Genomic DNA, 22,368 nt, shown 5'->3' on the forward strand with positions numbered 1-22,368 from the left:
GCCGGCGCGGTGTTCGAGGGCGCAGCCGCTGGCGGCAAGGCGGCGTGGCGCGCCACGGCGTCGCGTCTGGCGCGGTCGGACGATCCGGCCGAGCGCGGCCTGGCCGATCAGATTGAACGCCTGCTGGCCGATGAGACGGCTTTGGCCCAGGCCGACGACTTCGACGGCGCGCGGGCGGCCCTGGCCAACGGCGAGGCGCGGCCCGTCGTGGAGCCGGAACGCGATCTGGACAGCCTGTTCGCAAATCAGCCGGACGGGCCGGTGTTGCGCAGTGTTGCGGGTTCGCAACCTGAAACCGCGACGGCCGCGCCGGGCGCGCTCCAATCCGCCGACTACATGGGGCGCAACGATCTGGAGCGGGCGGTTCGACCCGATGACGGTCGAGGCGGACGCGGCGCGGTTCCAATACAAGGGGGACGGCGACGTTGAAGGCGTGACCGGACGCCTGCGCGGGGTCGAGCGCTGGGACGCCACGGCCAGCGGCAAGGCCATCCTGTTCGAGGACACGGACGGGCGGACCTTCGTGGCGGACGGCCACCAGCGGCGCGGGCTGGCGCGGCGGCTGGCCGAACAGGGTTGGGACGACGCCCGGCTGGACGGTTATCTGTTCCGGGCCTCGGACGGGTGGAGCGCGCGCGAGGTGCGCGTGGTCGCCGCCCTGAAGAACATCCGCGAAGGGTCCGGCGCCATCATGGACGCGGCCAAGCTGTTCCGCGAAGCGCCCGCCGCGCTGAGGGACCGCAGCCTGCCGGTGACGGGCGAGTTCATCCAGCAGGCGCGCCAGCTGGCCAGCCTGTCGGACGCGGCGTTCCGGGCCGTGGCCAACGGCGTCATCCCCGAACGATACGGGGCGGTGCTGGGCGAGGTGGCGGGCGACCGGCCCGAGCTGCACGGCGATCTGGTCGATCTGATCCGGCGGGGGGAACCCGGCTCGGCGGACGGCGCGCGGGCGCTGGTGCATGAGGCCATGCTGGATGACTTCATCGCCAGCGAAGGCGTGCAGATGGATCTGTTCGGCGGCCTGCCGCGCGAAAGCACGGTCATCGCGCGCGGCCGGATCCGCGAGGCGGTGATGCGGTCGCTGCGCAAGGATGAACGGACGTTCGCGGCCCTGGTGAAGAACGCCGATGCGGTCGAGGCGGGCGGCAATGTGCTGGCCCGGTCCGACAACGAGGCGCGGCTGGCGCTGGACCGGGCGGCGCAGGAGCTGGTGTCGCGGCTGTCGCTGCGATCCGGCGAGATCGGCGAAGCCTTCGCCGAAGCGGCGGCCGCCGTGACCAAGGGGGAGGCGACGCCGGGGGGCGCGGCCAAGGGGCTGACCCAGCGCATCCGAAACGCTGTGAAGGCGGGCGACCTGCTGGAGCTGGAGCGCAAGGCGGTGATCGACCCGGACGCGCCGTCGCCCCAGGCGGTGAAGGCGGCCGAGGCGTTCGACCAGCCGGGCGGGCGCGGGCAGGCCGATCAGATCCCGCCCAAGCCTGAAGACGTCGAGCTGGAAGCCGGCTTGTCGCCCGGCCTGTTCGACGATCTGCCGACCGACATGCCCGAGGAGCGGGCGCTGAACGTGTTGAGGGCCTGCGCGCCCGGAAGGGGCTGAGATGGCCGATTTTCGATCCTGCATCGTGGACCACGCCGCCAAGGGCGAGATCGACGCCGAGACGGCGCAGCTCGCGCAAGACGCCTATGACGACGCTTTCGCCAGCGCCTCGGAGACGCTGGGGCCGGTGGACGCCGATCGGGCTGCGGCGGACGCGGTGATGGCGCGGCTGAAGGCGGAGGCGATCGAGGCGCAGAGACGACGCCAGCTGGCGGTGCGGACGCGCCGCGCGGCGCTGGAGACCATCGCCGGGCTGAAGTCGCGCCGCGGTTATGAGGGCGTAAAGGCCATGGGCGGCGGCGACGGATCGGGCAGGCCGCCGAAGGACGGCTGGGTTCAGGGCGGCACGCCGCCGCCAGAGGGGCCGGGCAGTCGCGGCGCGATGGCGGCCATGGCCCTGAAGCGGATCGTGGAGAACCGGCCCGGGCTGGGCGGCGCGCCGGGGCCGTCGGTCGAGGGGCGGTATCGGGCGGTGCGCGGATCGTTCGACGCCAGCATGGCCGACCTGATCGAGCAGTTCGAGACGCGCACGGGGCTGGATCAGCCGGGCAAGGGCGGGGCGAAGCGCGCCACGCTGGACAACATCGTGCGCGAGGCCTTCGGCCAGGACACCGGCGACGCGGCGGCCAAGGCGCTGGCCGGCGCCTGGAGCGAAACGGCTGAACGGGCGCGGCATATGTTCAACGCCGCCGGCGGGTCGATCGGCAAGGTGGACGGCTGGGGCCTGCCGCAGGCCCATGACGGCGCGCGGGTGCGCGAGGCCGGACGGGAGGCCTGGGTGGCGTCGATCCTGCCGCGTCTGGACCGGGCCAAGATGTTGGACAAGGTGACGGGCCAGCCCTTCACCGAGCGCCGCCTGAAGGCCGTGCTGGGCGAGATTTGGGAGACGATCGGCAGCGGCGGCGCCAGCGCCCGCCAGCCCGGCGCGGGCATGGGCAAGGGCGCCCTGGCCAAGCAGCGCAGCGAGGCGCGGTTCCTGGCCTTCAAGTCGGCTGACGACTGGATGGCCTATCAGGCGGAGTGGGGGGAAGGCGACGCCTTCCAGACCATGATGGGCCACCTGGACGACATGGCCCACGACATCGCCCAGATGCAGATCCTGGGGCCGAACCCGGCGCATCAGTTCGAGTGGCTGAAAAACTTCGCCCAGCGCGAGGCGGCGCTGGAAGAACTGAACGGCGTCAAGGGGGCGGTCGATCGCGCCAAGGGGCAGATCGACCTGGCCGACCGGATGATGGGGCATTTTACGGGCGACCTGAACAGTCCGCTGAACACGGGGCTGTCGACAGCGGGCGGGACGGTGCGCGGGGTGCTGACCGGGACGATGCTGGGCAGCGCCATCCTGGGCGAGGTCGGGTCTGGCTTCATCCTGGGGCGGATGGCGCGGGGGTTCGTCGGCCTGTCGCGCAACGGCGACATGGGCGAGCTGGTCAAGCTGCTGTCGGATCCGGCCGAGCGGGCCATGGCGCGCCGCACAGGCTTCATCATCGAGAGCGCCACAGACGGCTTCGTGCGCGCCAGTCATGACAACCTGCGGCTGATGACCGTCGGGGCCAAGGCCGAAGGCGGGATGAACGCCTTCGCCCGCCGCCTGCCGGCGGCGGTGATGCGCCTGCAGGGGCTGACCGGTATGGTGGCGGCGCGCAAGCGGGCGCTGCGGTTCGAGCTGATGGGGGCGCTGCACGACGTGAAGGGGCGCACCCTGGCCGACCTGAAGGGTGGCGACGCCCGCGACCAGGCGTTGGCGCGCTGGCTGGACGCGCGGGGCTTCGGCGAAAAGGACTGGGCGATCATCCGGGCGGCGCCGACCTATTCGCCGCGCGCCGGGGCGGACTTCCTTTTGCCGCGCGACGTGGCGCATCCTGAGCTGGGTCTGCGCCTGGCCGAGGCGATCGAGATGGAGACGCGGTTCGCCACGCCGGAAAGCACGTTGGAGAGCCGGTCGTGGTGGACGACGCAGCGGGCAGGATCCTTCTGGGGCGAGCTGCAGCGTTCGACCGGAATGTTCAAGGGGTTCACCGCCACCCTGTGGTCGCTCTACAGCCATGAGATCGCGCTGCAGGCGCGGGCGGCTGGCGGGAACGCCTGGCTGTCGGGCGGGTCGATGGCGGCCCAGGCGGTGATCTTCCTGACCCTGGGCGGGGCGGTGAACATCCAACTGCGCGAGATGGCCAAGGGTAACGATCCGCGCCCCATGGACGACGCCAAGTTCTGGGGCGCAGCCCTGGCGCAGGGCGGCGGGCTCGGGATCTTCGGCGACTTCCTCTATGCGGCGCAGGCGCGGAACGGCAAGTCGGCCCCGGTCGCGGCGTTCGGTCCCGTGGGGCAGCTGGCCAGCGATGCGTGGAACCTGACCGGCGGCAATCTGCAGGAGATCGGCGAGGCTCTGTCGGACGGCGACAGCCTGGGCGAGGCGGTCGAGGGCGCCAACGTCGGGCGCGACCTGACGGGGATCCTGCGCAACTATAATCCGCTGTCGAGCCTGTGGTGGAGCCGCGCGGCCTATAACCGGCTGGTGGCGGACAATGTGCAGCGGGCGCTGGATCCCGAGGCGGAGGCCGCGTTCGAGCGGCGCCGTCGCCGGATGGAGCGGGAAACCGGCCAGGGGCAGTGGTGGGAGCAGGGCGAAGCGGCGCCCGGCCGCGCGCCGGATCTGGCCCTGATGGGCGGTCGCGAAGACTGACCGCCCGGCCGCGTTGCGCCGTTCTGGCGCGGCTGATGATGCAGTTATGGCGGCTTTACCTGACAATGATCGCTTGGCCGGGCCTTTCGTGGCCACGGCTGGACAGACGGATTTCCCGGCAGACTTCCCGCTGCTGAAAGCCGCCGGCGTCGTCGCGCGCATCGAGCGCGACGGTGAAGCGCTCGATCTGCGCGGCTCCTCCGTGACGGCGGTGAACCCGTCCGAGACCGGGTTCACCTGTCGTCTGGCCGAACCGGCGAGTGCCGGGGACCGCATCTGGATCTATTCCGAACTGCCGCGTCTGCGAGATCGCCGCCATACGCCGCACGGCGTGGTGCGGACGATGACGCTTGAGGATGATGCCGTAGAAGCCCAGGCGCAGCATCAGGAGGTGCAGCGCGACCTAAACCGCGCCCTGCTGTTTCCGATCGGCGAGCGGCCGGTTGAGTTGCCTTTGTCGGACAGACGCCGCGAGACGGTCCCAGTGTTCGACGGCAATGGCGACCTGATTGTCATGCCGGTTGTGCGGGTGCTGAACGAAATCGGCGTGACCTTTGTGGACGACGGCGCCTGGGGCACCGGGTCCGACCCTCTCACCTATGACGATGGAGCGTTCGCCTAATGGCTCGACGCAGGCTCCCCTACGCCTCGCAGGCGACCCTTTCTAAAGCGGTCCTCTACGATTGTGAGATCGCGGTTGACGCCAGTTCTAAGCGGCTGGTGATCGGCGATGGCGTCACCCCCGGCGGCGTGCCTCAGGCCAAGCTGTCTGAGGTTCTCGCTGCCGCGACCGATATGCAGTCCGACCAAACTTCGGTCGAGACGACGCCTGAGTTGGGCGCGGGCGTTCCGGGCGGCTTCTTTGCCGAGTATATCGGTAAATCTTCGCTCAACCTGACCTTGAACGCTGCTGAGACTAACATCCCCGTCTCGTCCTTCCGCGACGCGTTCAACATCAAGTATTTCGACGCCGATACCACTAATTATCAAACGCTCGGCCGCCAAGTCGTCAATCACGGCCAGCGCACCTATGTCATTGGCCCCAACAATGGATCAAGCGAATGGAGGGCCGGTTACAAGGACTACGTCGGAGCGCTCTTCGTTGCTGACGCGCAATGCGCGTGGCCCGACCGCGGCGCGTCCGGGATCACCACGATGGCGATCCAACGAGGGTTCGCCGTCGCGTCCAACGAGTTCGCGGTAAACAATCCCAGCGCGGCTGGAGGCGGTAGTGCACAAGCCGCCTCAATGGCTGCTGTCCAAGGTATCGTTTACGGATATTGGGGAAACGAGAATAAATCTCTTGGAGGTAACAATCAGTCTTTTGGGTGTTTGATTACTAACGTCGGATATAGAGCCACCGCCGCCTATAAAGTTATATCGAGCCAGGCCCCTACCGCCTCGGCCCTTGGAAATACAGGCCCTGATCCGCTAAGTGATTTTTCTCGTGGACTGGACTTGCTGGACGCCACGATCGCGGACGCGGCAATTTCCTTCGGGCGAACCGACTCTCTCGAAAACTATGGCCGGAACCTCATCAGCTATGATGAGGGCGACTTCACCCGCTTCGTGAACTCCTCCAACACGTTTGAGTGGTACGTCAGCGGCGAACGCGCCCTTGGCCTGACGCTTCTTGGGGCGTCGGGCTCTCGTGTAAGCGTGATGGAGTTCGCGACCAATGATTACCTATCGTACAGCCACAGCATGAACGAGTTTGGGCTGGTGATCGGCGGTCAATCTGCGCTTAAGGTCGGATCAAACTACCTCGATATTCCTGACGCCTCGGGTCAAGTCCTGATCGGCGGAACCAAGGTTGTGGGCCCCCAGGGAGCGTCCATTGCAGACGCCGCGACGGGGACGGAGGTCACCACGATCAACGCCATCCTGGCGCGCCTGAGGGCGCATGGGCTTATCGGTTCCTAATGCGACTGGGGCGCATAGCGCACTGGCCAACTGAACGCCGCATGAGTCGCGAAGGTTGCGCTGCACGAGAGGGCGCGCGCCCGATCTGGCCCTGATGGGTGGGCGCAAAGACTGATCGCTGGGCCGCGTTGCGCCGTTCGGCCGCGGCCGATGATGCAGTCATGGCGGCTTTACCTGACAATGATCGCTTGGCCGGGCCTTTCGTGGCCACGGCTGGACAGACGGATTTCCCGGCAGACTTCCCGCTGCTGAAAGCCGCCGGCGTCGTCGCGCGCATCAGAAATGCGGCCTTCGCCGTGGCTGCTTTCTAACGGAGCCAAGACTGTGACCACAACCATCGTCAAGAATGCTGACTTTTCGGGCGCGCCTCTGGCCGCCTTTGTCGCCGCCTGGCCGTTCGCTCTGTCCGCGGCGCAGCGGGCGCTGAGGTGTCAGAGCGTCAAGAGGCGTATGGCCGCGCTGGGCAGGGCCATCTGATGACCTCGCTGGCCGCCCTGTGGAAGTTGCTGAGCGACAACCTTTTCGTCCACGCCCTGCTTGGCGCCAGTCTGGTGGCCCTGTGGGAGAAGGGGCTGACGTGGCCCCAGCGCCTGTTCCGCGCCCTGCTGGGCACGATGATGGCCGGATACACGGCCTGGGCGCTGGCGGTGCTGATCAACCTGCACGTGGCCGTGGCCAGCGGGATCGCCTTCTGGGGCGGCTTCCTGGCCATCAAGGCCGCGCCCGTGATCGAGAAATCCGTGCTGCTGATGATCGAGGGCGTGTTCGCCGCCCTGCCTGAAGCGGCGCGGACCTGGCTGAAACGACCCGGAGGGAACGGCTGATGCCCCAGTGTGCGACCTGCCGGCACTGGCTCCGTGACTTCGGCGACTTCGGGACTTGCAAACGCTTCCCGCCCACGCCGCACGGGAACGCAAGCCAGAACCTGCCTCAGACCGCCGCGCCGGACTGGTGCGGCGAGCATCGTGAAAAGGAGCAAGGCTGATGCGCCTGTCCGACCATTTCTCACTGGCCGAGCTGACCGTCTCGGCGACCGCTGCGCGCCGGGGGATCAGCAACGTCCCGCCGCCGCTGGTGATCGACACCCTGATCCTGACGGCCGACCGCATGGAGAAGGTGCGCGCCCTGCTGGGCGACAAGCCGATCATCGTCCTGTCGGGCTATCGCAGCCCGGCGGTGAATGCGGCCGTCGGCGGGTCGAAGTCGTCGGCGCACATGACGGGCCACGCGGTGGATTTCATCTGCCCCCGGTTCGGCCCGCCCGCCCAGGTGGCGGCGCATCTGGCCAAGCACCTGACCGGCTTCGATCAGCTGATCGAAGAGTTCGGCGAGTGGGTGCATGTGGGCTTCGGTCCCGGCCGACGCGGCCAGAAGCTGACGGCGCGCAAGGTGAACGGCCGGACGGCCTATTCGCCGGGGATCAAAGCCTGACGCCAGAGATGGGCGGCGGGCCCTTTCCCGCCAGTCGACACTGGAGACCTGACATGGACAGTGAAAGCCTGAAAGCCACCGAAGCCTATAGCGCGTCGAAAGCGACCCACCCTCGCGTGTCGCTTGACGACATGAAGGCTAAGATTGCGGGCCAGTATTACTTCAGCGCCCTTGATGGCGTTGACGGTCATTATCGAGGCGGGCCTGAAGCGCAAGGCTGTATGCACGCGCGAGAGTTGGGCCTGCTGACGATCTGTATCCTGGTCATGCAGAACGGCTTCACCGTCATCGGCAAGTCGGCGCGCGCGAGCCCCGAGAACTTCGACGCCGAGAAGGGGCGTCTGTTCGCCTATGAGGACGCCATCAAGCAGCTGTGGCCGCTGGAAGGCTACGCCCTGCGCGACCGCTTGGCGGGGCAGGCCTGATGAGCGCCGTCGCCACACTGCTGCGTCTGGCCTGGGAGGGGCGCAAGTTCGCCATCCTGCTGATCGTCGGCGGGGTGGCGGCGGTCTTCTATGTGCTGTGGACGCAGGCCCAGGCGGACCGCGACGGGCTGGTCCGCTGGGGCGACCAGACCTGCGAGGCGGCGGGCGCGGCCTTCCGCCCGGATGGGGCGAAGAAGCGCGCTTGGGGCGCGGCCTGCCTGATCGAAGTGCGGCGCCTGGCCAAGGTCGAAAAGGACCTGAACTCGGCCACGGCCGCCGACCTGATCGCCGCCCTGGAGCGGCGCGAGGGCAAGGAAGCAGCGGACGCCGCCCTGGCGGCCGCCATGTCGAAACGCACGGCCGACATGCTGGCCAGGATGGAGGCGGCCGATGCGGCTGTTGAGACCGACAACAAGGTGGGCGCTGGCTGGGCTTGCGCTGTCAATGATCTTGGGGGCCTGCGCTCCTCTGGCTGCTAGGCGGGGCGATCCGCCCCCGGCCGAGCCGCTGGTGGTCGTGCGCACGGTGAAGGAAACGCCGGCCGCCGAGCTGCTGCGCTGTCCCGTCGCCCCGGCCGGCCTGCCCGCCCAGGGCGAAGCCGAGATCCCGCCCGCCTGGCGCGCGGCGATCATCCGCCTGGCCAAGAGCCGCACCGAAGTCGCGGACCAGTTGGTCCGCCTGATCCAGTTCCATACGGGCAGCGCCTGCCCGACCCACGGAGATTGACACGATGGGCCGACCCTATCCGCCCGTAGCGGTGACCATGACAAACGCCGGCGGCCCGACGCCGGTCAAGGCGGTGTCCCTGGCCCCCAAGGGCTATGAGCAGATCCTGTCGGCCGCCCTCGCCGGCGCGAAGGCGCTGACCGTTCCGGCCGGGGCGCAGTATGCGATCGTGCAGAACAACGGCACGGCCGCCGTGCGCTATCGCGACGACGGGACCAACCCGACCGCGACCGTCGGCCAGATGCTGCCGAACGGCCAGGAGCTGTTCTATGAAGGCGACTTGACCAGCCAGGCGATGATGAACAATCCCTATGCGATGACCCGGCCGGTCCCCTACAGCGCGCCGGGGTGGGTTTGATGGGGCGTTGCCGGCTGGCTCCAGCCTTTAGTCTCTCGTCATGATCGCCGTGGTGGCGGTCCTTCAGATGGAGATCGCCCCCATGGCCCTCAACAAGACCCAGCTGTCGAAGGTCGCGAACCTGAACAGCGTCGCCGGCGCGTCCGGCAGCAAGCAGATGTGGCACTATGAAGCCGGGGCCGACGCCGTGGCCGCCGTTACCGCCGCCGGATACTTCAACGACGTGCGCGGCTATCTGAAGGTCGGCGACCGCATCGACGTGGTGGCCGCCAACGGCGCCGCCTTCCGCGTCCTGACCGTCACCGCCGCGCCGAAGTCTGGCAACGTCACGACCTCGGCCGCCGCCTTCAGCTGACCCGGTTGCGGCGCGAGGGCGGAGCGCCGCCCGCCCTTTCGCTGTGAGAGCGCCCCGACGGCCGCCGCCGTCGGGGCGTTCTTCCTTTCCGATGGGCTGGATTGATCCGGCCGCGCGATCGCCCATCACGTCCGACTTGGGCCGACCGTTAAACATAAAGTCGGACGGCCTTAACCCTAGAAGCCTTTGAAATGCGGGGTTTCACGCTGGGGGCTTCGTAACGCGTGGTTAACGCGTGGCCCTCAGTGTGGCGCACAATAGTCATTGACCGAGAAAATCGATCTTCATGCGTTCCTCCCTCGCAGCAGCTCGTCCCCGTTACGGCGTCGTCGACGTCGTGGCCCTGCTGTTCCGCGAGTTGGTGCTGATGATCGTGATCTTTCTGGTGATCGCCGCCATCGGCGCGGCCGTCGTCATGACCATGAAGAAGACCTACACGGCGGGCGCCAGCCTGTTTGTCGGCGTGGGTCAGGAATACGTCTATCAGCCGCGCGTGGGCATGGGCGAACGCGCCATGCCGCCATCGGCCAGCGAGGTGGCTCAGTCCGAGGCCGCCATCCTGAACAGCCTAGAGGTCAAGCGCCGCGTGGTGCGCGCCCTGGGCGTCGAGAGCTTCCAGGGCGGCGTGCCTTCGACCGAAAGCCCGGCGCGTCAGGAAGCTGCGGCGATCCGTTCGGTGGCGTCGGGTCTGGGCGTAGAGGTCACGCCGCTCAGCCCCGTCGTGGGTCTGAGCTACAAGAGCGGCGATCCGGCTCTGTCGGCGCGCGTGCTGAACACGGTGATCGACCAGTATCTGACCTATCGCCGCGAGGTCTTCCAGGACCGCGCGACCTCGGCCATCCGCACCCAGCGTCAGACCTTCGAGCAGGAGTTGGCCGACGCCGATCGCGCCTATGAGGAGTTCCTGCGCACCAACGCCATCGGCGACTTCACCACGGCCAAGTCCACGGTCGCCAACAGCTATCAGTCCGTCTTCACCGAGCGGATGGGCGTCCAGGCCCAGTTGCAGCAGGCCTCGCAGCGGCTGGCGACCCTGGTGGCGCAACTGGCGCGCACCCCGGCCGAGGTGGCCCTGTATCAGGATCTGAACGTCTCGGCTCAAGACCTGATCCTGCAACTGCGCACCGAGCGTGAGAGCCTGCTGGCTCGCTACCAGCCTGACGCCCAGCCGGTGCGCGAGATCGATTCCAAGATCGCCCAGCTTCAGGCCTATGTCGGCTCGGGCACGGCCGTCGGCGCCAAGGAAGTCCGCACGGGGCCGAACCCCGTCTGGGTCGAGCTGGAGACCACCCGCATCAACGCCCAGGCCGAACGGGACGCCCTGGGCGCCCGCCTGGCGGTGCTGGATCGCCAACTGGGCGACCTGCGCGCGCGTCAGGCGCGTCTGACCGAGCTGGAGTCGCGCAACTCGACGCTGGCCGGCAACCGTGAAGTGCTGACGGCCTCGATCCGTGAGTTCCAGCAGCGCGAGACGCAGAGCCGCGCCGACAACGAACTGGTCAAGGCGGGCGCCGACAACGTCACCGTCATCGAACGCGCCCAACCGCCGTCGAAGGGCAAGAGCCTGCGCTTCCCGCTTATGATCGCCGTCCTGGCCTTCGCCGGGTTCACGGCCCTGTGCGTCGGCCTGCTGCGGGTCTTCCTGCAGCGCGGCTTCGTCATGCCGGCGACCCTCAGCCGCACGCTTCAGGCTCCGGTCCTGGCCGTGGCCCCCGCCAAGAGCGCCTGAGCCATGCGCGTGCTAGGCTGAGTCAAAGGGCGCACGTAGCGATTCGCATGGTCGATCTGACGACGGAAATGGCGGGACTGTGGGCGGCGCTGGGACCAGCGCCGGCGCATCGCGGCCGCGTGATCCTGTTCGCCGCCGCCCAGACGGGCGAGGGCGTTTCGACCGTGGCGCGCGAGTTCGCCCGCATGGCCGCCGTGCGGGGCCGTCGCCCGGCGTGGCTGGTCGACGGCGATCTGACGCAGCAGGCGCAGATGGAGCAGGTGGCGGCGCAGCCGGACCGCTTCGGGCGGTTGGGGCCGGCGGTTCAGGCCTCGCCGGACGGATCGGCCTTCTATGCGGTGACGCCGCCGATGCGGGATCGCGAAGGACGGCCTGTGGCGCCGGGGCGGCTGATGACGGCCAAGACCTGCTTGGGCGGGCGCCTTTACGTCACGCGGTTCCACAACGAAATCCTGCGCGCCGGTCAACGCGCCGAGGCGATCAACGACGCCCGCTACTGGACCCGCTTGCGCGCACACGCCGACACCGTGGTCATCGACGCCCCTGCGGCGGATCGCAGCGACATGATCCTGACCCTGGCGCCGCTGGCCGACGCCACCGTCCTGGTGGTCGCGGCCGAGACGACCGACGCGGCCGGGCCCGTCGCCCTACGTGACGAGATCGACGCCCAGGGCGGACGCATCGCCGGGGTGGTGATGAATCGGGCCAGGTGGAAGCCGCCCGCCTTGCTCAAGCGGTTCATCGGCTAAGCCGAACTAGCCCTGCTCGGCTGCGCGTTTCAGTCGGTCTAACTCGCGTTGGCCGTAGAACTGCGGCTCGAAGCCCTTCATCCAGAGAATCTTGCCCAGTCCACGCGCCGTACGGTCGGCCATGTCGGCGCGCCTGGCGTGACGGGTCAGGCTGAGCGCTAGCGTCGCCGCGCCCCAGACCGCCGTCTGGGCCGCGCCCACCGCCATCCAGCGTGCGACGCCAGGCCAGTTCTTCGCCTCTGCGGCGGTCTGGCTGGGCCCCTGGCCATAGGCGAAGGCGCGCGTCAGGGCGTAACGCAGGGTGGCGCGATGGGGCGGGGCGAACTCATCCACCCAGGCGTCGGAGGCCCAGGCGAAACGTCCTCCGCGCGCCTGCAGGGCGGCGAACAGGACGTCGTCCTCGCCGCCGATCTGATCCGACCCGACATGGAAAGGCTGGTCGCCGGGCAGGGCCGTGGCCCGAACCAGCAGGGAGTTGCCGCAACCGTGGGCGTGATCCAGCACGCGGTCCCGGTCCGGTCCGTGACGGCCGAAGAAACGCTCCAGATAGGGCGTGGTCCAGCCTGTGCCCTCGGGCACGCGTCCGCGGATGGGACCGAAGACGGCGTCGGCGCCGGTCGCCGCTTGGGCGCTCAACAGGGCGGCCAGCCAGTCGGTCGAGGCGGCCTCGTCATCATCGAGGAAGGCGATCAGGGGCGCTGAGGTGGCGGCCAGTCCCGTGTTGCGCGCGGTGGCGACGCCGGGGCGCGGCGCATGGGTCCATATGAGCGGGACGGGCGATTCAGGCCGCAGGGCCTCGACCGTTTCGCGCGAACTGGCCTCGGGGTCGTTGTCGACGACGACGATCTCACGCAGCCGACCTGCCACGTCTTTCTGAGCAAACACCGAGCGCAGGGCGCGCGTCAGGCTGTCCAGGCGGCGCATGGTGGGGATGACGACGGCGACGTCGGGCGCGCTCATATCGCCTCCGCATAGAGGGCCGCGCGATACAGGCGCAGGGCGAAGGCCCGCAGGCCGGTCGGCAGGACAGGCGCGCGGGCGGCGCCCTTGATCAGGGGGCGCAGCGCCTTCAGTCCCGGCACGGCCTTCAACGCCTTGGCGACGCGATAGCTGGGGTAGGCCGACACGAAGTCGGGGTGGCGCGCTGCGACGCGGGCGAAGTTCGGCGCCGACTGTTCGTATTTGGCGGCCAGGGCCTCGACCGTGTCCAGACCCATGTGGGTGGCGGGATTGTCCAGATGGACGACCTCGAACCTGCGCGAGACGCGCATGGCCCACTCGACGTCTTCCCAGCCCCAGCCGCTGAAACCGGAGTCGAAGGTCTCCGTATCGAAGACGTCGCGGCGGACCAGCAGGTTTGAGGTGAAGACGTATTTTTCGGGCTGTTCGGCGCGCTGGGCCGCGGGGATGCAGTCGGACCGCGCCGCCATGTGGCGATGGACGGCGAAGCGTGCGTCCTGCGGCGCCTGCAACAGGGAGAAGCCGCCGAAGGCCACCGCCGGGCGCGCGTCGCGGGCCAGATCGACCCACGTCTTCAGGAAGCCCGGATGGTCGGGCCTCATGTCGCTGTCGAGGAACAGGAAGGTCTGACCGCGCGCGGCCTGGGCCAGGCGGTTGCGGCCTTCCGAACGGCCCTGATTGGCGTCGAGCGAGATCAGGCGCACGGGCAGGGCCATGCCGTCGATCAGGGCGCTCAGACGCGCGGTCAGTTCGGCGTCCTTGGTGCCGTCGTCCAGAACGATCAGTTCGGCCTGTCCGGCCAGCGCCGGCGCCTCGGCGTCCAGACGCTGCAACAGGTCGGTCGGATCGTCGCGCAGGAAGGGAATCAGCACCGACAGGATCGGTCGCGCCTCGGCCCACGCTGAGCTGTCGTGATGAATCGCGAGACTCATGCTGTCTGCCTCCGTGCGCGCAGGAAGGCTTTCAGCCGCACGCTCAGGTCGCGCACCCCGGCCGCGTTCAGGGCGTAGGCGACGACGCCGTAGACGATCATGCCGACGCCTGCGTCCAGCATCAGCTCAAGGAAGCCTCCAATCGGCGGCAGCATTATCACGACGCCCGCCATGGCGGCGGCGGCCAGACCGCAGCGCACCAGGGCGTTCCACGGCACGGGCAGGGGCAGGATGCGTCGCCCGATGGTCATGGAGGCGGCCAGACCCAGCGCAAAGCTGATCGCCGTCGCCCACGCCGCCCCCATGACGCCGAAGCGCGGGATCAGCAGGACGTTCAGGATGATGTTGCTGCCCGCCGGAATGCTCATGGCCAGCAGCAGCCAGCCGGTGCGACGGCCCAGGGTGAAGGCCTGTCCGAAATAATAGGTGGTCATGCCCGACAGGAAGGCGCCCAGCGCCACCCACGGCGTGACCGAGGCGGCGACCGTGCGCAGGTCTTCGCCGATCATGAACTCCGCCAGCGGCCGCGCGACCAGGGCCACGCCCACGGCGGCGGGCAGGCCGATCAGCACCAGGGTCGAGGCCTGTTCGCGCGCAGCCACTTGAAGATCCTCGCGTCCGCCGCGCTCCAGCGCCATGACCAGCGCCGGCGCCCCGGCCGCCCCCAGCCAGACGAACATGACGTCCAGCGTTCGGTTGGCGATGCTGTAGGCCGCGTGATAGGCGCCGACCGCCGCCTCGTTCATGAACAGGGCCAGCAGGAAGCGGTCGGTCGAGGCCAGCACCACGGTCAGCCCCAGACCGACGGCGATCGGATAGCCGTAGACGGCGTAGGCCTTCAGTCGCTGGCGATCCAGCCGTCCCCGCTTCGCCTCGCGCAGTTCGGCGGGCAGGACGAAGGGCAGGGCGGCCAACGGCGCCAGCAACATCCCCGCCAGCGGCGCCTCGGCCCCCATCCCCAGCAGGGCCAAGCCGACGCCAAAGGCCAGGCCTGCGACCGCGCTCCAGATGTCGATGGCGGCGGCGGGACCGACCTCGCCCGCTGCGCGGAACCGTTCCTGCGCCAGCTTCAGGAAGCAGCGCACGGGAATCCCCGCCAGCGCCACGGCCAGCGGCAGGCGGAAGCTGTCCGGCATGGGCCACAGCCACACCAACAACCCGGCTACAGGCACGAAGACGGCGGTGATCAGGAAGGCGGCGCGATACAGGCTGGCGAAATGCCCGGCCATCTGCGTTTCGTCGGACTGGGCCGCCCAGAAGCGGGCCATGGAGGCTTCCAGCCAGCTGAACGTGGCCACATGGGCCAGCGTCAGCACCGAATAGGCCAGCGCGTAGCGGCCGAAATCCTCGGGCGACAACAGGCGCGTAAAGATGATGATGGTCAGAAACCCGACCACGCCCTGCACGATATTGGCCGGCAGGTAGCCGAACACCCCCCTCCAGAACATCAGCGCACGGCCATCCGGTCGCCCAGAAGCACGGGAACGGTCACCGCGATGATCCATAGATCCAGCCAGAAGGACTGACGCTCGATGTATTCGATGTCGAGCTGAACCCGGTCGCGCACTTCATCCGCCGTATGCAGCGGCCCGCGCGAACCCTTGATGGCGGCCCAGCCGGTCATGCCGGGCTTGATGCGGTGGCGATGGGCGTATTCAGCGACCAGACGCGCCGACTCGGCGTCGCCGGTCTTCATGCCGATGGCGTGCGGGCGCGGCCCGACCAGCGACATCTCGCCGCGCAGAACATTCACCAACTGCGGCAGTTCGTCCAGGCTGGTGGCGCGCAGGAATTTGCCCAGGCGCGTCACCCGGTCGTCGCCGGCGGTCACCTGACGGCTGGCGGTGGCGTCAGAGGCTTCCTGACGCATGGTGCGGAATTTCCACACCACGATCTCCTCCTGATTGAAGCCGTGGCGGCGCTGGCGGAACAGGGCCGGCCCCTTGCTGTCCATCCGCACGGCCAGGCCGATCAGGAACAGCACAGGGCTGAGCACGACCAAGGCCAGCGCGGACAGGATGATGTCGAGAATGCGCTTGTTGAAGGCGCGGCGCTCTCCGTCCACCGCGCCGCCCAGCAGGGGCAGGGACGCCGAGGCCAGCTTTTCCAGCGCCTCGTTCCGCTGGGCCGCGCCCTTGGGGTCGACCAGCAGGGTCAGGGGGATGGGCAGGACTTCCAGCCGATGCGTCAGGGCGCGGACGCGCGCCTCGGCCTTGGGGTCGATGGCCAGGATGACGCGGTCGATATAGGGCGTCAGCCGATGCTCCAGCAGGGCGTCCGTCCCGCCCAGAACCGGCACCCCGGCCAGGGCGTCGGGCGTGCGGGCCAGCCGATCGTCGAACACGCCAAGGATATTCAGGTCGCGCCGGTCCAGCGCCTCGCGGATCAGGGATTCGGCATGGCGGGTGGCGCCGACCACGACGACGTTGGGCGTCAGATCGCCTCGGCTGCGCCATTGGGCCACCAGCATCCGCCAGATCGTGTGCAGGCCGGTCAGCAGCACTGCGGAGGCGATCGCCCACCAGCCGTATTCCGCCAGCGGAGTTTCGTTATTGGGCAAGGCCAGACCCAGCAGGCAGGCGACCGCGCCGCCCACGCCCGCCACGGCGGCGACCCCTGCCAGATGGCGCGCGGGCGCCCGGCTGTTGTCAAAACGATACAGGCCCAGCGACCGCATCAGGCCCAGGGTCATCAGCGCGCCGATCAGAATGGGCGCGGCTTCGAACAGGGTGACCTGCGCCAGACCGCCGGCGTTCATGCGGCCGATCGCCACAAGGCACAGGAAGCTCGACGCGACGATGTCGACGCCGCGGAAGTAGAAGACGCGCCGCCGCGCGGCCGCGCGCTGTCGGGTGTTCAGCCAGACGTCCGGCCGCAAGGGGCCGCGTCGAGCCCGACCCGCACGCCCCGCCGGGGCGCGCGATTCGACCAGCGCTGCGCGATTCGCGCGTGCGCCTTCTGTCGCAGAGCCCAGAGTGTCAGCAGGAGTGATGGCCAAGTCTTTTTCCCGATATCGAGCAAAATGGGGTGCGAACCCCGTGTCACATGCCACTCTTATGCCGGGTTAACACAAAGGGCGTCAGTTCCGCATTGCGAAGCGTCGCGCGACTCGCTATCCACGCGGCCTGCCGGAGACGTGGCCGAGTGGCTGAAGGCAACGGTTTGCTAAATCGTCGTACCCTGTAAGGGGTACCGAGGGTTCGAATCCCTCCGTCTCCGCCAGATTTCTTTCCGAAAATCAGAAGTCAGCGCCGGCCCTCCTCAGGGGCGGCGGCCTTGGCGTCGCTGGGGCGGCGCACGGCGACGCCGTGCTGTCGCAAGATGCGCCGGGCGACCTCGGGGGCGCCGATCATGGGCAGGGGTTGGCCGAAGTGCTCGCGCCACAACTGGTCCAGGCGAACTTCCTCCGGAGTGAGCAGGCGGGTCATTGGCGAGTCCTTGTTACGCAAACGCGCAACTTTTAGGCCATCTCGTCACGGCCGAACGCAAACTCATGTAAGCTGAGGGAACCGGCGTGATCGGGGACTTCCTGGCATGGCCTTCCCTTGCGTGATCTTGGCGCCGCCCGGCGCGCGGGTTAGGCGTGTGGTTCAACTTCTCAACGGGAGAGACGCACATGGCCGATCTGGCCCTCGCCACCGACAAGATCCGCGCCGCCGTCGGCGAAAACTCGGGTCTGGGCAAGACCGTGAAGCTGGACTTCGGCGATGACGGCAAGATCTTCATCGACGGCGCCTCGGCTCCGAACACCGTCAGCAACGACGACAAGCCGGCTGACGCCACCGTCTCGATCAAGTGGGACGACTTCGTCGCCCTGGCCGAGGGCCGTCTGGACCCGATGATGGCCTTCATGCAGGGCAAGCTGAAGATCGCGGGCGACATGATGATCGCCCAGAAGCTGGCGCCGCTGCTCAAGGGCTGACGGCGGGCTGAGGCTTGATGTTCGACGGCGCGGCTCCGACGGGGCCGCGCCGTTTTCATTTCGGGAGAGGCGTAAGATGGATTTCCGGCTGAGCGAGCGGGGCGAACACTGGCGCGAGCGGGTGCGCCGTTTCATGGAGGCGGAGGTTCTGCCGCGCGAGGCGGAGTATCGCGCCCAGGTCCGCGCCGATCCCAAGCGCCAGCCGCCGGTGATGGAGACGTTGAAGGCCAGGGCCAGGGCCGAGGGCCTGTGGAACATGTTCCTGCCGGGCGAGCATGGGGCGGGGCTTTCGAACCTGGAATACGCCCCCATCGCCGAGCTGATGGGCCGGGCGCTGTGGTCGGCCGAGGCGTTCAACTGCAACGCGCCCGACACGGGCAATATGGAAGTCCTGCATATGTACGGCGACGCCGCCCAGCAGGAGCGGTGGCTCAAGCCCCTGATGGCCGGCGAAATCCGTTCGGCCTTCCTGATGACCGAGCCCGAGGTCGCCTCGTCCGACGCCACCAACATCCAGACCCGGATCGAGCGCGACGGCGACCATTACGTCATCAACGGCCGCAAATGGTGGTCGACCAATATGGCGCACCCGAACGTCGCCGTGACCATCGTCATGGGCAAGACCGATCCCGACGCCGTCGTTCATCAGCAGCAGAGCCAGATCATCGTCCCGGTCGACACGCCCGGCTTCCGCGTCGAGCGGATGCTGTCGGTTTTCGGCTATGACGAGGCGCCGATCGGCCACGCCGAGGTGGTGCTGGAGAACGTCCGCGTTCCCGCCTCCAACCTGATCGCGGGCGAGGGGCGCGGCTTCGAGATCGCCCAGGGCCGCCTGGGGCCGGGCCGCATCCACCACTGCATGCGGACCATCGGCGCGGCCGAAAAGGCGCTGGAGCTGATGGTCGACCGTCTGCTCAGCCGCACCGCCTTCCGCAAGACCATCGCCGAGCATTCGGTGTGGGAGCAGCGGGTGGCCGAGGCGCGCACCAATATCGAGATGTGCCGCCTGCTGGTGCTGAAGGCCGCCTGGATGATGGACGAGGTCGGGGCCAAGGGCGCCAAGTCCGAGATCGCCCAGATCAAGGTCGCCGCGCCGCGCATGGCGTTGAAGGTGATCGACGACGCGATCCAGGCGTTCGGCGGGGCGGGGGTGTCGGGCGACACGCCGCTGGCCGAGCTTTACGCCATGGTGCGGACCCTGCGCATCGCCGACGGCCCGGACGAGGTGCACAACCGCACCATCGCCCGGCTGGAATACGCCGCGCGTGCAGGACGCTAGGCTGTCGCTAGGCTCATAACTCGTCGCTGGGCGGACGCTTGTGGTGATGGTGGACCGAGGGCGAACTGAAGTCGCCGTCTACGATGTCGCCCAGATAGAGGTTGGAGCTGGCCTTGCTGGGCGGCGGCGGGGTGCGGCCGAACAGCCAATCCATGAGGCCGCGCTTGTCTGTGCGCGTGGCTTCGGGGGCGGGGGGGCGTCGCGGAGTCATCATGACGGACTCTCCTGAGATCGGGAATTGAACCCCTTTGCGGGTTCCTCTGTTCCACCCGCCTAGCTGTCGTCGCCCTCATTATTTTCTGCGCCGTCGAGCGGGAGTTCGTGCGCCAGAAGCAGGGCCAGGCGGCGGCGGGCCCGGTTGACCCGACTCTTCACCGTGCCCACGGCGCAGCCGGCGATGTCGGCCGCCTCCTGATAGGAGAGCCCCGCCGCGCCGACCATGATGATGGCCTCGCGGTGTTCAGGCGGCAGAGTGTTCAGCGCCTGTTGCAGCGCCGTCAACTCGGCGGTCCATTCCTGGTTGGCTTCTGAGGTCAGGCTGGCGGCGTGGCGGCCTTCTTCGTCGGCCACTTCGCGTCGACGGCGAGCGGCGCCGGTGTACCAGCTGTTCCTCAGAATGGTGAACAGCCAGGCTCGCAGATTGGTCCCCGTCTCGAACCGCGCCCGGTGGGCCCAGGCCTTGACCAGGGTCTCCTGAACCAGATCGTCGGCGTCCGCGCGGTTGCGCGCCAGTGAAAAGCCGAAGGCCCGCAGCGCCGGTATCTGGCAGGCCAGCATGGCGCGCCAATTGGCCGGATCGGCCAGGTCCGGCGCCCGATCGATCGGGGGCGATGATGGCGGGGGCTCGATGGCGTTCGGCCCCTCGGGCATGCGGAGCTGGGGCATGCGTCGGGATCCTGAAAAACCTGCGCCGTGTCGGCGGTTGGACCGAATCAGAACGCCGCCTGGCTGCGACTGTTCCTGTGGAACGGGACTGTGAAGGCGCGCACAGACGGGTTCTGGCCATGCGGAACCGCCTCGTCTCAGGCCGCATTCCTACGGGGTGACAACAGCGAACACTCACCCAGGGGCAGGCGGAAACATGGCCGGAACGCAGCGCAGACCGGCGCGCGTCGCCGGGGATCTGGAGCGCTATCGCCGCGTGCGCGCGGTGATGCCTGCTCTGGCCGCGCCGCTGTCGGCCGAAGACCTGCAGGCCCAGTCGATGGCCCACGCCAGTCCAGGCAAGTGGCATCTTGGTCATGTCAGCTGGTTCTTCGAGACCATGCTGTTGGATAGGCCGGGCTATGCGCCATTCGATCCTCGGCTGAAGGAGGTCTTCAACTCCTATTATGAGGCGCTCGGCGAACGCATCGGCCGCGATGAGCGAGGTCTGATGACGCGCCCCTCGTTGGCCGAGGTCATGGCCTATCGCGCCGAGGTCGACCGGCGGATGGAGGCGCGCCTGGCCGACGTCTCAGCTCCGCTGGAAGGGTTGGAGCGCTATCTGTTCGAGCTGGGTCTCAACCACGAACAGCAACATCAGGAACTGTTCCTGATGGACCTGCTGCATCTGATGTCCCGCTCGCCGCTGGACCCGGCGGCCTATGATGTCGAGCCGCGCGCGGCGCCCTTGCAACCAGCGCGCGGCGGCTGGCAGGCGTTTGAGGGCGGTCTGATCGAGACGGGGGTCTCGGCCGAAGGGTTCGCCTTCGACAATGAACGGCCCGCGCATCGCGTCTGGCTGGAGCCGTTCGCCCTGGCCGCCGATCTGACGACCAACGGCGACTGGCTGGCCTTCATGGATGACGGCGGCTACGCGCGGCCTGACCTGTGGCTGAGCGACGGCTGGGCCACGGTTCAGTCGCGCGGGTGGACCGCGCCCCTCTACTGGCGTCGAGCGGAACGGCAGGGCTGGACGGTCATGACCCTGACGGGGCGACGGCCGGTCGACCCGGCCGCGCCGGTGCGCCATGTCAGCTTCTACGAGGCCGACGCCTTCGCACGGTGGTCGGGCCGGCGCCTGCCCACCGAGGCGGAATGGGAGCACGCCGCCCGCAGCCGTCCCGACGCCTTCTCCAACCTGGACAATGAGGCGTGGCAGTGGACCGCCAGCGCCTATGGCCCTTACCCCGGCTTTCGTCCGACCGAGGGCGCGGCGGCCGAGTACAACGGCAAGTTCATGGCCAATCAGATGGTGCTGCGCGGCGGCGCCTTCGCCACGGCGCCGGGACATGCGCGGCCGACCTATCGCAACTTCTTCTACCCGGACCAGCGATGGGCCTTTGCGGGCGTCCGTCTCGCCGACGCTGGCGAGTGCGCCAGGTACGACGAGACCGACGACGAACACGAGGCCTTCCGCCGCGACCTGATCGCAGGCCTGGCGTCATCGCCGAAGAGTCTGCCGCCCAAATGGTTCTATGACGCGCGCGGGTCCGAGTTGTTTGAGGCCATCACCCGCCTGCCGGAATACTATCCGACCCGGCAGGAAGCGGCCCTGTTGCGCCGGGTCGCCCCGTACTGGGTCGAACGCTTCGGCGCCGACGCCGTGCTGGTCGAGCTCGGCTCCGGCGCCAGCGAGAAGACGCGCATCGTACTGGACGCCGCTCCCGATCTGGCGGCCTACGTTCCCATCGACATCAGTCCCACGGCGCTGGAAGAAGCGGCGGTCCGCCTAAGGCAGGCCTATCCGGCTCTGAAGGTGCTGCCGATCGTCGGCGACTTCGAGCATCTGGGCGTGCTGCCGTCCGAGGCAGGGCAGGGGCGGCGCGTCGGCTTCTTCCCCGGCTCGACCATCGGCAATCTGGCGCCGGAGACGGCGGAGGCCCTGTTGCGCGGCATGCGCGACATGCTGGGGCCGGACGCCCTGTTCATTCTGGGCGTCGATCTGATCAAGGAGCCCTCGACCCTGATCGCCGCCTATGACGACGCCGAGGAGGTGACGGCCCGTTTCAATCTGAATGTTCTGACGCGCGCCAATCGCGACCTGGGCGCGGACTTCGACCTGGACGCCTTTGCTCATCGCGCCGTCTGGAATGAGGCTGAAGCGCGGATGGAGATGCATCTGGAGGCCCTTCGCCCCATGACGGTGCGGCTGGGCAAGCTGGTCTTCCGTTTGGCGCAGGGCGAGACGATCCACACGGAGAACTCGCGCAAATATGACGAGGCTCGCGTGCGCGCCCTGGCCGAGGCCGCCGGCTGGCGCGTCGAAGCCTTCGAGGTCAGCGACGCTCCGCGCGTGGCCTTGGCCCTTCTGGCCTGCTGAGCGCAACCTTCTGTCAGAAAAAGAAAAACGGCGAGGTTTCCCACGCCGTCGAAGA

Annotated in this window: 25 protein-coding genes and 1 tRNA gene; 19 read left to right on the forward strand and 7 right to left on the reverse strand. The window is 68.4% G+C overall.

Annotated features, from left to right (window positions below):
• The first annotated feature begins 9 nt into the window (after positions 1-9).
• From FGL25_RS06130 to FGL25_RS06195, 15 genes are all read left to right on the forward strand, one after another.
• Entirely contained in the window at positions 10-429 is a 420-nt protein-coding gene (locus FGL25_RS06130) for a hypothetical protein (protein WP_138141241.1), read from the forward strand.
• On the forward strand, positions 374-1,597 hold the full coding sequence (locus tag FGL25_RS06135; RefSeq protein ID WP_138141242.1) for a hypothetical protein: 1,224 nt from the start codon (positions 374-376) through the stop codon (positions 1,595-1,597). The genes FGL25_RS06130 and FGL25_RS06135 overlap by 56 nt, the downstream gene beginning before the upstream one ends.
• A gap of 1 nt (position 1,598) precedes the next feature.
• A complete protein-coding gene (locus FGL25_RS06140; RefSeq protein WP_138141243.1) occupies positions 1,599-4,280 on the forward strand; it encodes a hypothetical protein in 2,682 nt (893 codons plus the stop codon).
• Positions 4,281-4,368: 88 nt separating this feature from the next.
• Positions 4,369-4,902 (forward strand): hypothetical protein, encoded by a 534-nt coding sequence (locus tag FGL25_RS06145; RefSeq protein WP_138141244.1) that lies wholly within the window; start codon positions 4,369-4,371, stop codon positions 4,900-4,902.
• Positions 4,902-6,203, forward strand: coding sequence for a hypothetical protein (locus FGL25_RS06150; RefSeq protein ID WP_138141245.1), 1,302 nt, complete (start codon positions 4,902-4,904; stop codon positions 6,201-6,203). The genes FGL25_RS06145 and FGL25_RS06150 overlap by 1 nt, the downstream gene beginning before the upstream one ends.
• 161 nt (positions 6,204-6,364) lie before the next feature.
• The gene (locus tag FGL25_RS16815; RefSeq protein ID WP_167493300.1) at positions 6,365-6,514 is read left to right on the forward strand and encodes a hypothetical protein; all 150 of its coding nucleotides are present in this window, start codon (positions 6,365-6,367) and stop codon (positions 6,512-6,514) included.
• Positions 6,515-6,679: 165 nt separating this feature from the next.
• Entirely contained in the window at positions 6,680-7,027 is a 348-nt protein-coding gene (locus tag FGL25_RS06155) for a hypothetical protein (RefSeq protein ID WP_138141246.1), read from the forward strand.
• Between the two features lie 160 nt (positions 7,028-7,187).
• A complete protein-coding gene (locus tag FGL25_RS06160; RefSeq protein WP_138141247.1) occupies positions 7,188-7,634 on the forward strand; it encodes a D-Ala-D-Ala carboxypeptidase family metallohydrolase in 447 nt (148 codons plus the stop codon).
• 53 nt (positions 7,635-7,687) lie between these two features.
• Positions 7,688-8,059 (forward strand): Gp49 family protein, encoded by a 372-nt coding sequence (locus FGL25_RS06165; protein ID WP_138141248.1) that lies wholly within the window; start codon positions 7,688-7,690, stop codon positions 8,057-8,059.
• Entirely contained in the window at positions 8,059-8,538 is a 480-nt protein-coding gene (locus tag FGL25_RS06170) for a hypothetical protein (RefSeq protein ID WP_138141249.1), read from the forward strand. The genes FGL25_RS06165 and FGL25_RS06170 overlap by 1 nt, the downstream gene beginning before the upstream one ends.
• A 31-nt stretch (positions 8,539-8,569) precedes the next feature.
• Positions 8,570-8,785: a hypothetical protein gene (locus FGL25_RS06175; protein ID WP_167493301.1), complete on the forward strand. Its 216-nt coding sequence runs from the start codon at positions 8,570-8,572 to the stop codon at positions 8,783-8,785.
• Between the two features lie 4 nt (positions 8,786-8,789).
• Positions 8,790-9,143 (forward strand): hypothetical protein, encoded by a 354-nt coding sequence (locus FGL25_RS06180; RefSeq protein WP_138141251.1) that lies wholly within the window; start codon positions 8,790-8,792, stop codon positions 9,141-9,143.
• Positions 9,144-9,195: 52 nt separating this feature from the next.
• Positions 9,196-9,498, forward strand: coding sequence for a hypothetical protein (locus FGL25_RS06185; protein WP_138141252.1), 303 nt, complete (start codon positions 9,196-9,198; stop codon positions 9,496-9,498).
• Positions 9,499-9,784: 286 nt separating this feature from the next.
• On the forward strand, positions 9,785-11,227 hold the full coding sequence (locus FGL25_RS06190; RefSeq protein ID WP_128720210.1) for a GumC family protein: 1,443 nt from the start codon (positions 9,785-9,787) through the stop codon (positions 11,225-11,227).
• 47 nt (positions 11,228-11,274) lie between these two features.
• Positions 11,275-11,976, forward strand: a complete 702-nt coding sequence (locus FGL25_RS06195) for a hypothetical protein (RefSeq protein WP_003165335.1) — start codon at positions 11,275-11,277, stop codon at positions 11,974-11,976.
• 6 nt (positions 11,977-11,982) lie between these two features.
• Here FGL25_RS06195 and FGL25_RS06200 read toward each other — a convergent pair whose 3' ends face one another.
• The 4 genes from FGL25_RS06200 to FGL25_RS06215 are packed head-to-tail and all read right to left on the reverse strand — an operon-like array spanning position 11,983 to position 16,746.
• Complete coding sequence (locus FGL25_RS06200; protein WP_138141253.1) at positions 11,983-12,936, reverse strand: glycosyltransferase family 2 protein; 954 nt, start codon at positions 12,934-12,936, stop codon at positions 11,983-11,985.
• A complete protein-coding gene (locus FGL25_RS06205; protein WP_138141254.1) occupies positions 12,933-13,868 on the reverse strand; it encodes a glycosyltransferase family 2 protein in 936 nt (311 codons plus the stop codon). The genes FGL25_RS06200 and FGL25_RS06205 overlap by 4 nt, the downstream gene beginning before the upstream one ends.
• Positions 13,865-15,316 carry a lipopolysaccharide biosynthesis protein gene (locus FGL25_RS06210; protein WP_138141255.1) on the reverse strand — a complete coding sequence of 484 codons (1,452 nt, stop codon included), beginning with the start codon at positions 15,314-15,316 and terminating at the stop codon, positions 13,865-13,867. The genes FGL25_RS06205 and FGL25_RS06210 overlap by 4 nt, the downstream gene beginning before the upstream one ends.
• On the reverse strand, positions 15,316-16,746 hold the full coding sequence (locus tag FGL25_RS06215; protein WP_233126675.1) for an exopolysaccharide biosynthesis polyprenyl glycosylphosphotransferase: 1,431 nt from the start codon (positions 16,744-16,746) through the stop codon (positions 15,316-15,318). The genes FGL25_RS06210 and FGL25_RS06215 overlap by 1 nt, the downstream gene beginning before the upstream one ends.
• Before the next feature lie 252 nt (positions 16,747-16,998).
• On the opposite strand from FGL25_RS06215, the gene FGL25_RS06220 reads away from it, so the two are divergent.
• A tRNA-Ser gene (locus FGL25_RS06220) sits at positions 16,999-17,090 on the forward strand.
• A gap of 23 nt (positions 17,091-17,113) precedes the next feature.
• On the opposite strand, the gene FGL25_RS06225 is transcribed toward FGL25_RS06220, so the two are convergent.
• Positions 17,114-17,296, reverse strand: coding sequence for a hypothetical protein (locus FGL25_RS06225; protein WP_128720204.1), 183 nt, complete (start codon positions 17,294-17,296; stop codon positions 17,114-17,116).
• A 188-nt stretch (positions 17,297-17,484) separates the two neighbouring features.
• Between FGL25_RS06225 and FGL25_RS06230 the strand changes: the two genes are divergently transcribed.
• A complete protein-coding gene (locus tag FGL25_RS06230; protein WP_024354161.1) occupies positions 17,485-17,790 on the forward strand; it encodes an SCP2 sterol-binding domain-containing protein in 306 nt (101 codons plus the stop codon).
• A gap of 76 nt (positions 17,791-17,866) precedes the next feature.
• Entirely contained in the window at positions 17,867-19,069 is a 1,203-nt protein-coding gene (locus tag FGL25_RS06235; protein ID WP_138141257.1) for an acyl-CoA dehydrogenase family protein, read from the forward strand.
• Positions 19,070-19,082: 13 nt separating this feature from the next.
• On the opposite strand, the gene FGL25_RS06240 is transcribed toward FGL25_RS06235, so the two are convergent.
• Positions 19,083-19,283 (reverse strand): hypothetical protein, encoded by a 201-nt coding sequence (locus FGL25_RS06240; RefSeq protein ID WP_088491462.1) that lies wholly within the window; start codon positions 19,281-19,283, stop codon positions 19,083-19,085.
• 59 nt (positions 19,284-19,342) lie between these two features.
• Complete coding sequence (locus FGL25_RS06245; RefSeq protein WP_232464008.1) at positions 19,343-19,954, reverse strand: sigma-70 family RNA polymerase sigma factor; 612 nt, start codon at positions 19,952-19,954, stop codon at positions 19,343-19,345.
• 196 nt (positions 19,955-20,150) lie between these two features.
• On the opposite strand from FGL25_RS06245, the gene egtB reads away from it, so the two are divergent.
• On the forward strand, positions 20,151-22,313 hold the full coding sequence (gene egtB / locus FGL25_RS06250; protein WP_138141258.1) for an ergothioneine biosynthesis protein EgtB: 2,163 nt from the start codon (positions 20,151-20,153) through the stop codon (positions 22,311-22,313).
• Positions 22,314-22,368 lie beyond the last annotated feature (55 nt).

The sequence above is a fragment of the Brevundimonas vancanneytii genome, from assembly GCF_901421975.1.
Classification (GTDB): domain Bacteria; phylum Pseudomonadota; class Alphaproteobacteria; order Caulobacterales; family Caulobacteraceae; genus Brevundimonas; species Brevundimonas diminuta.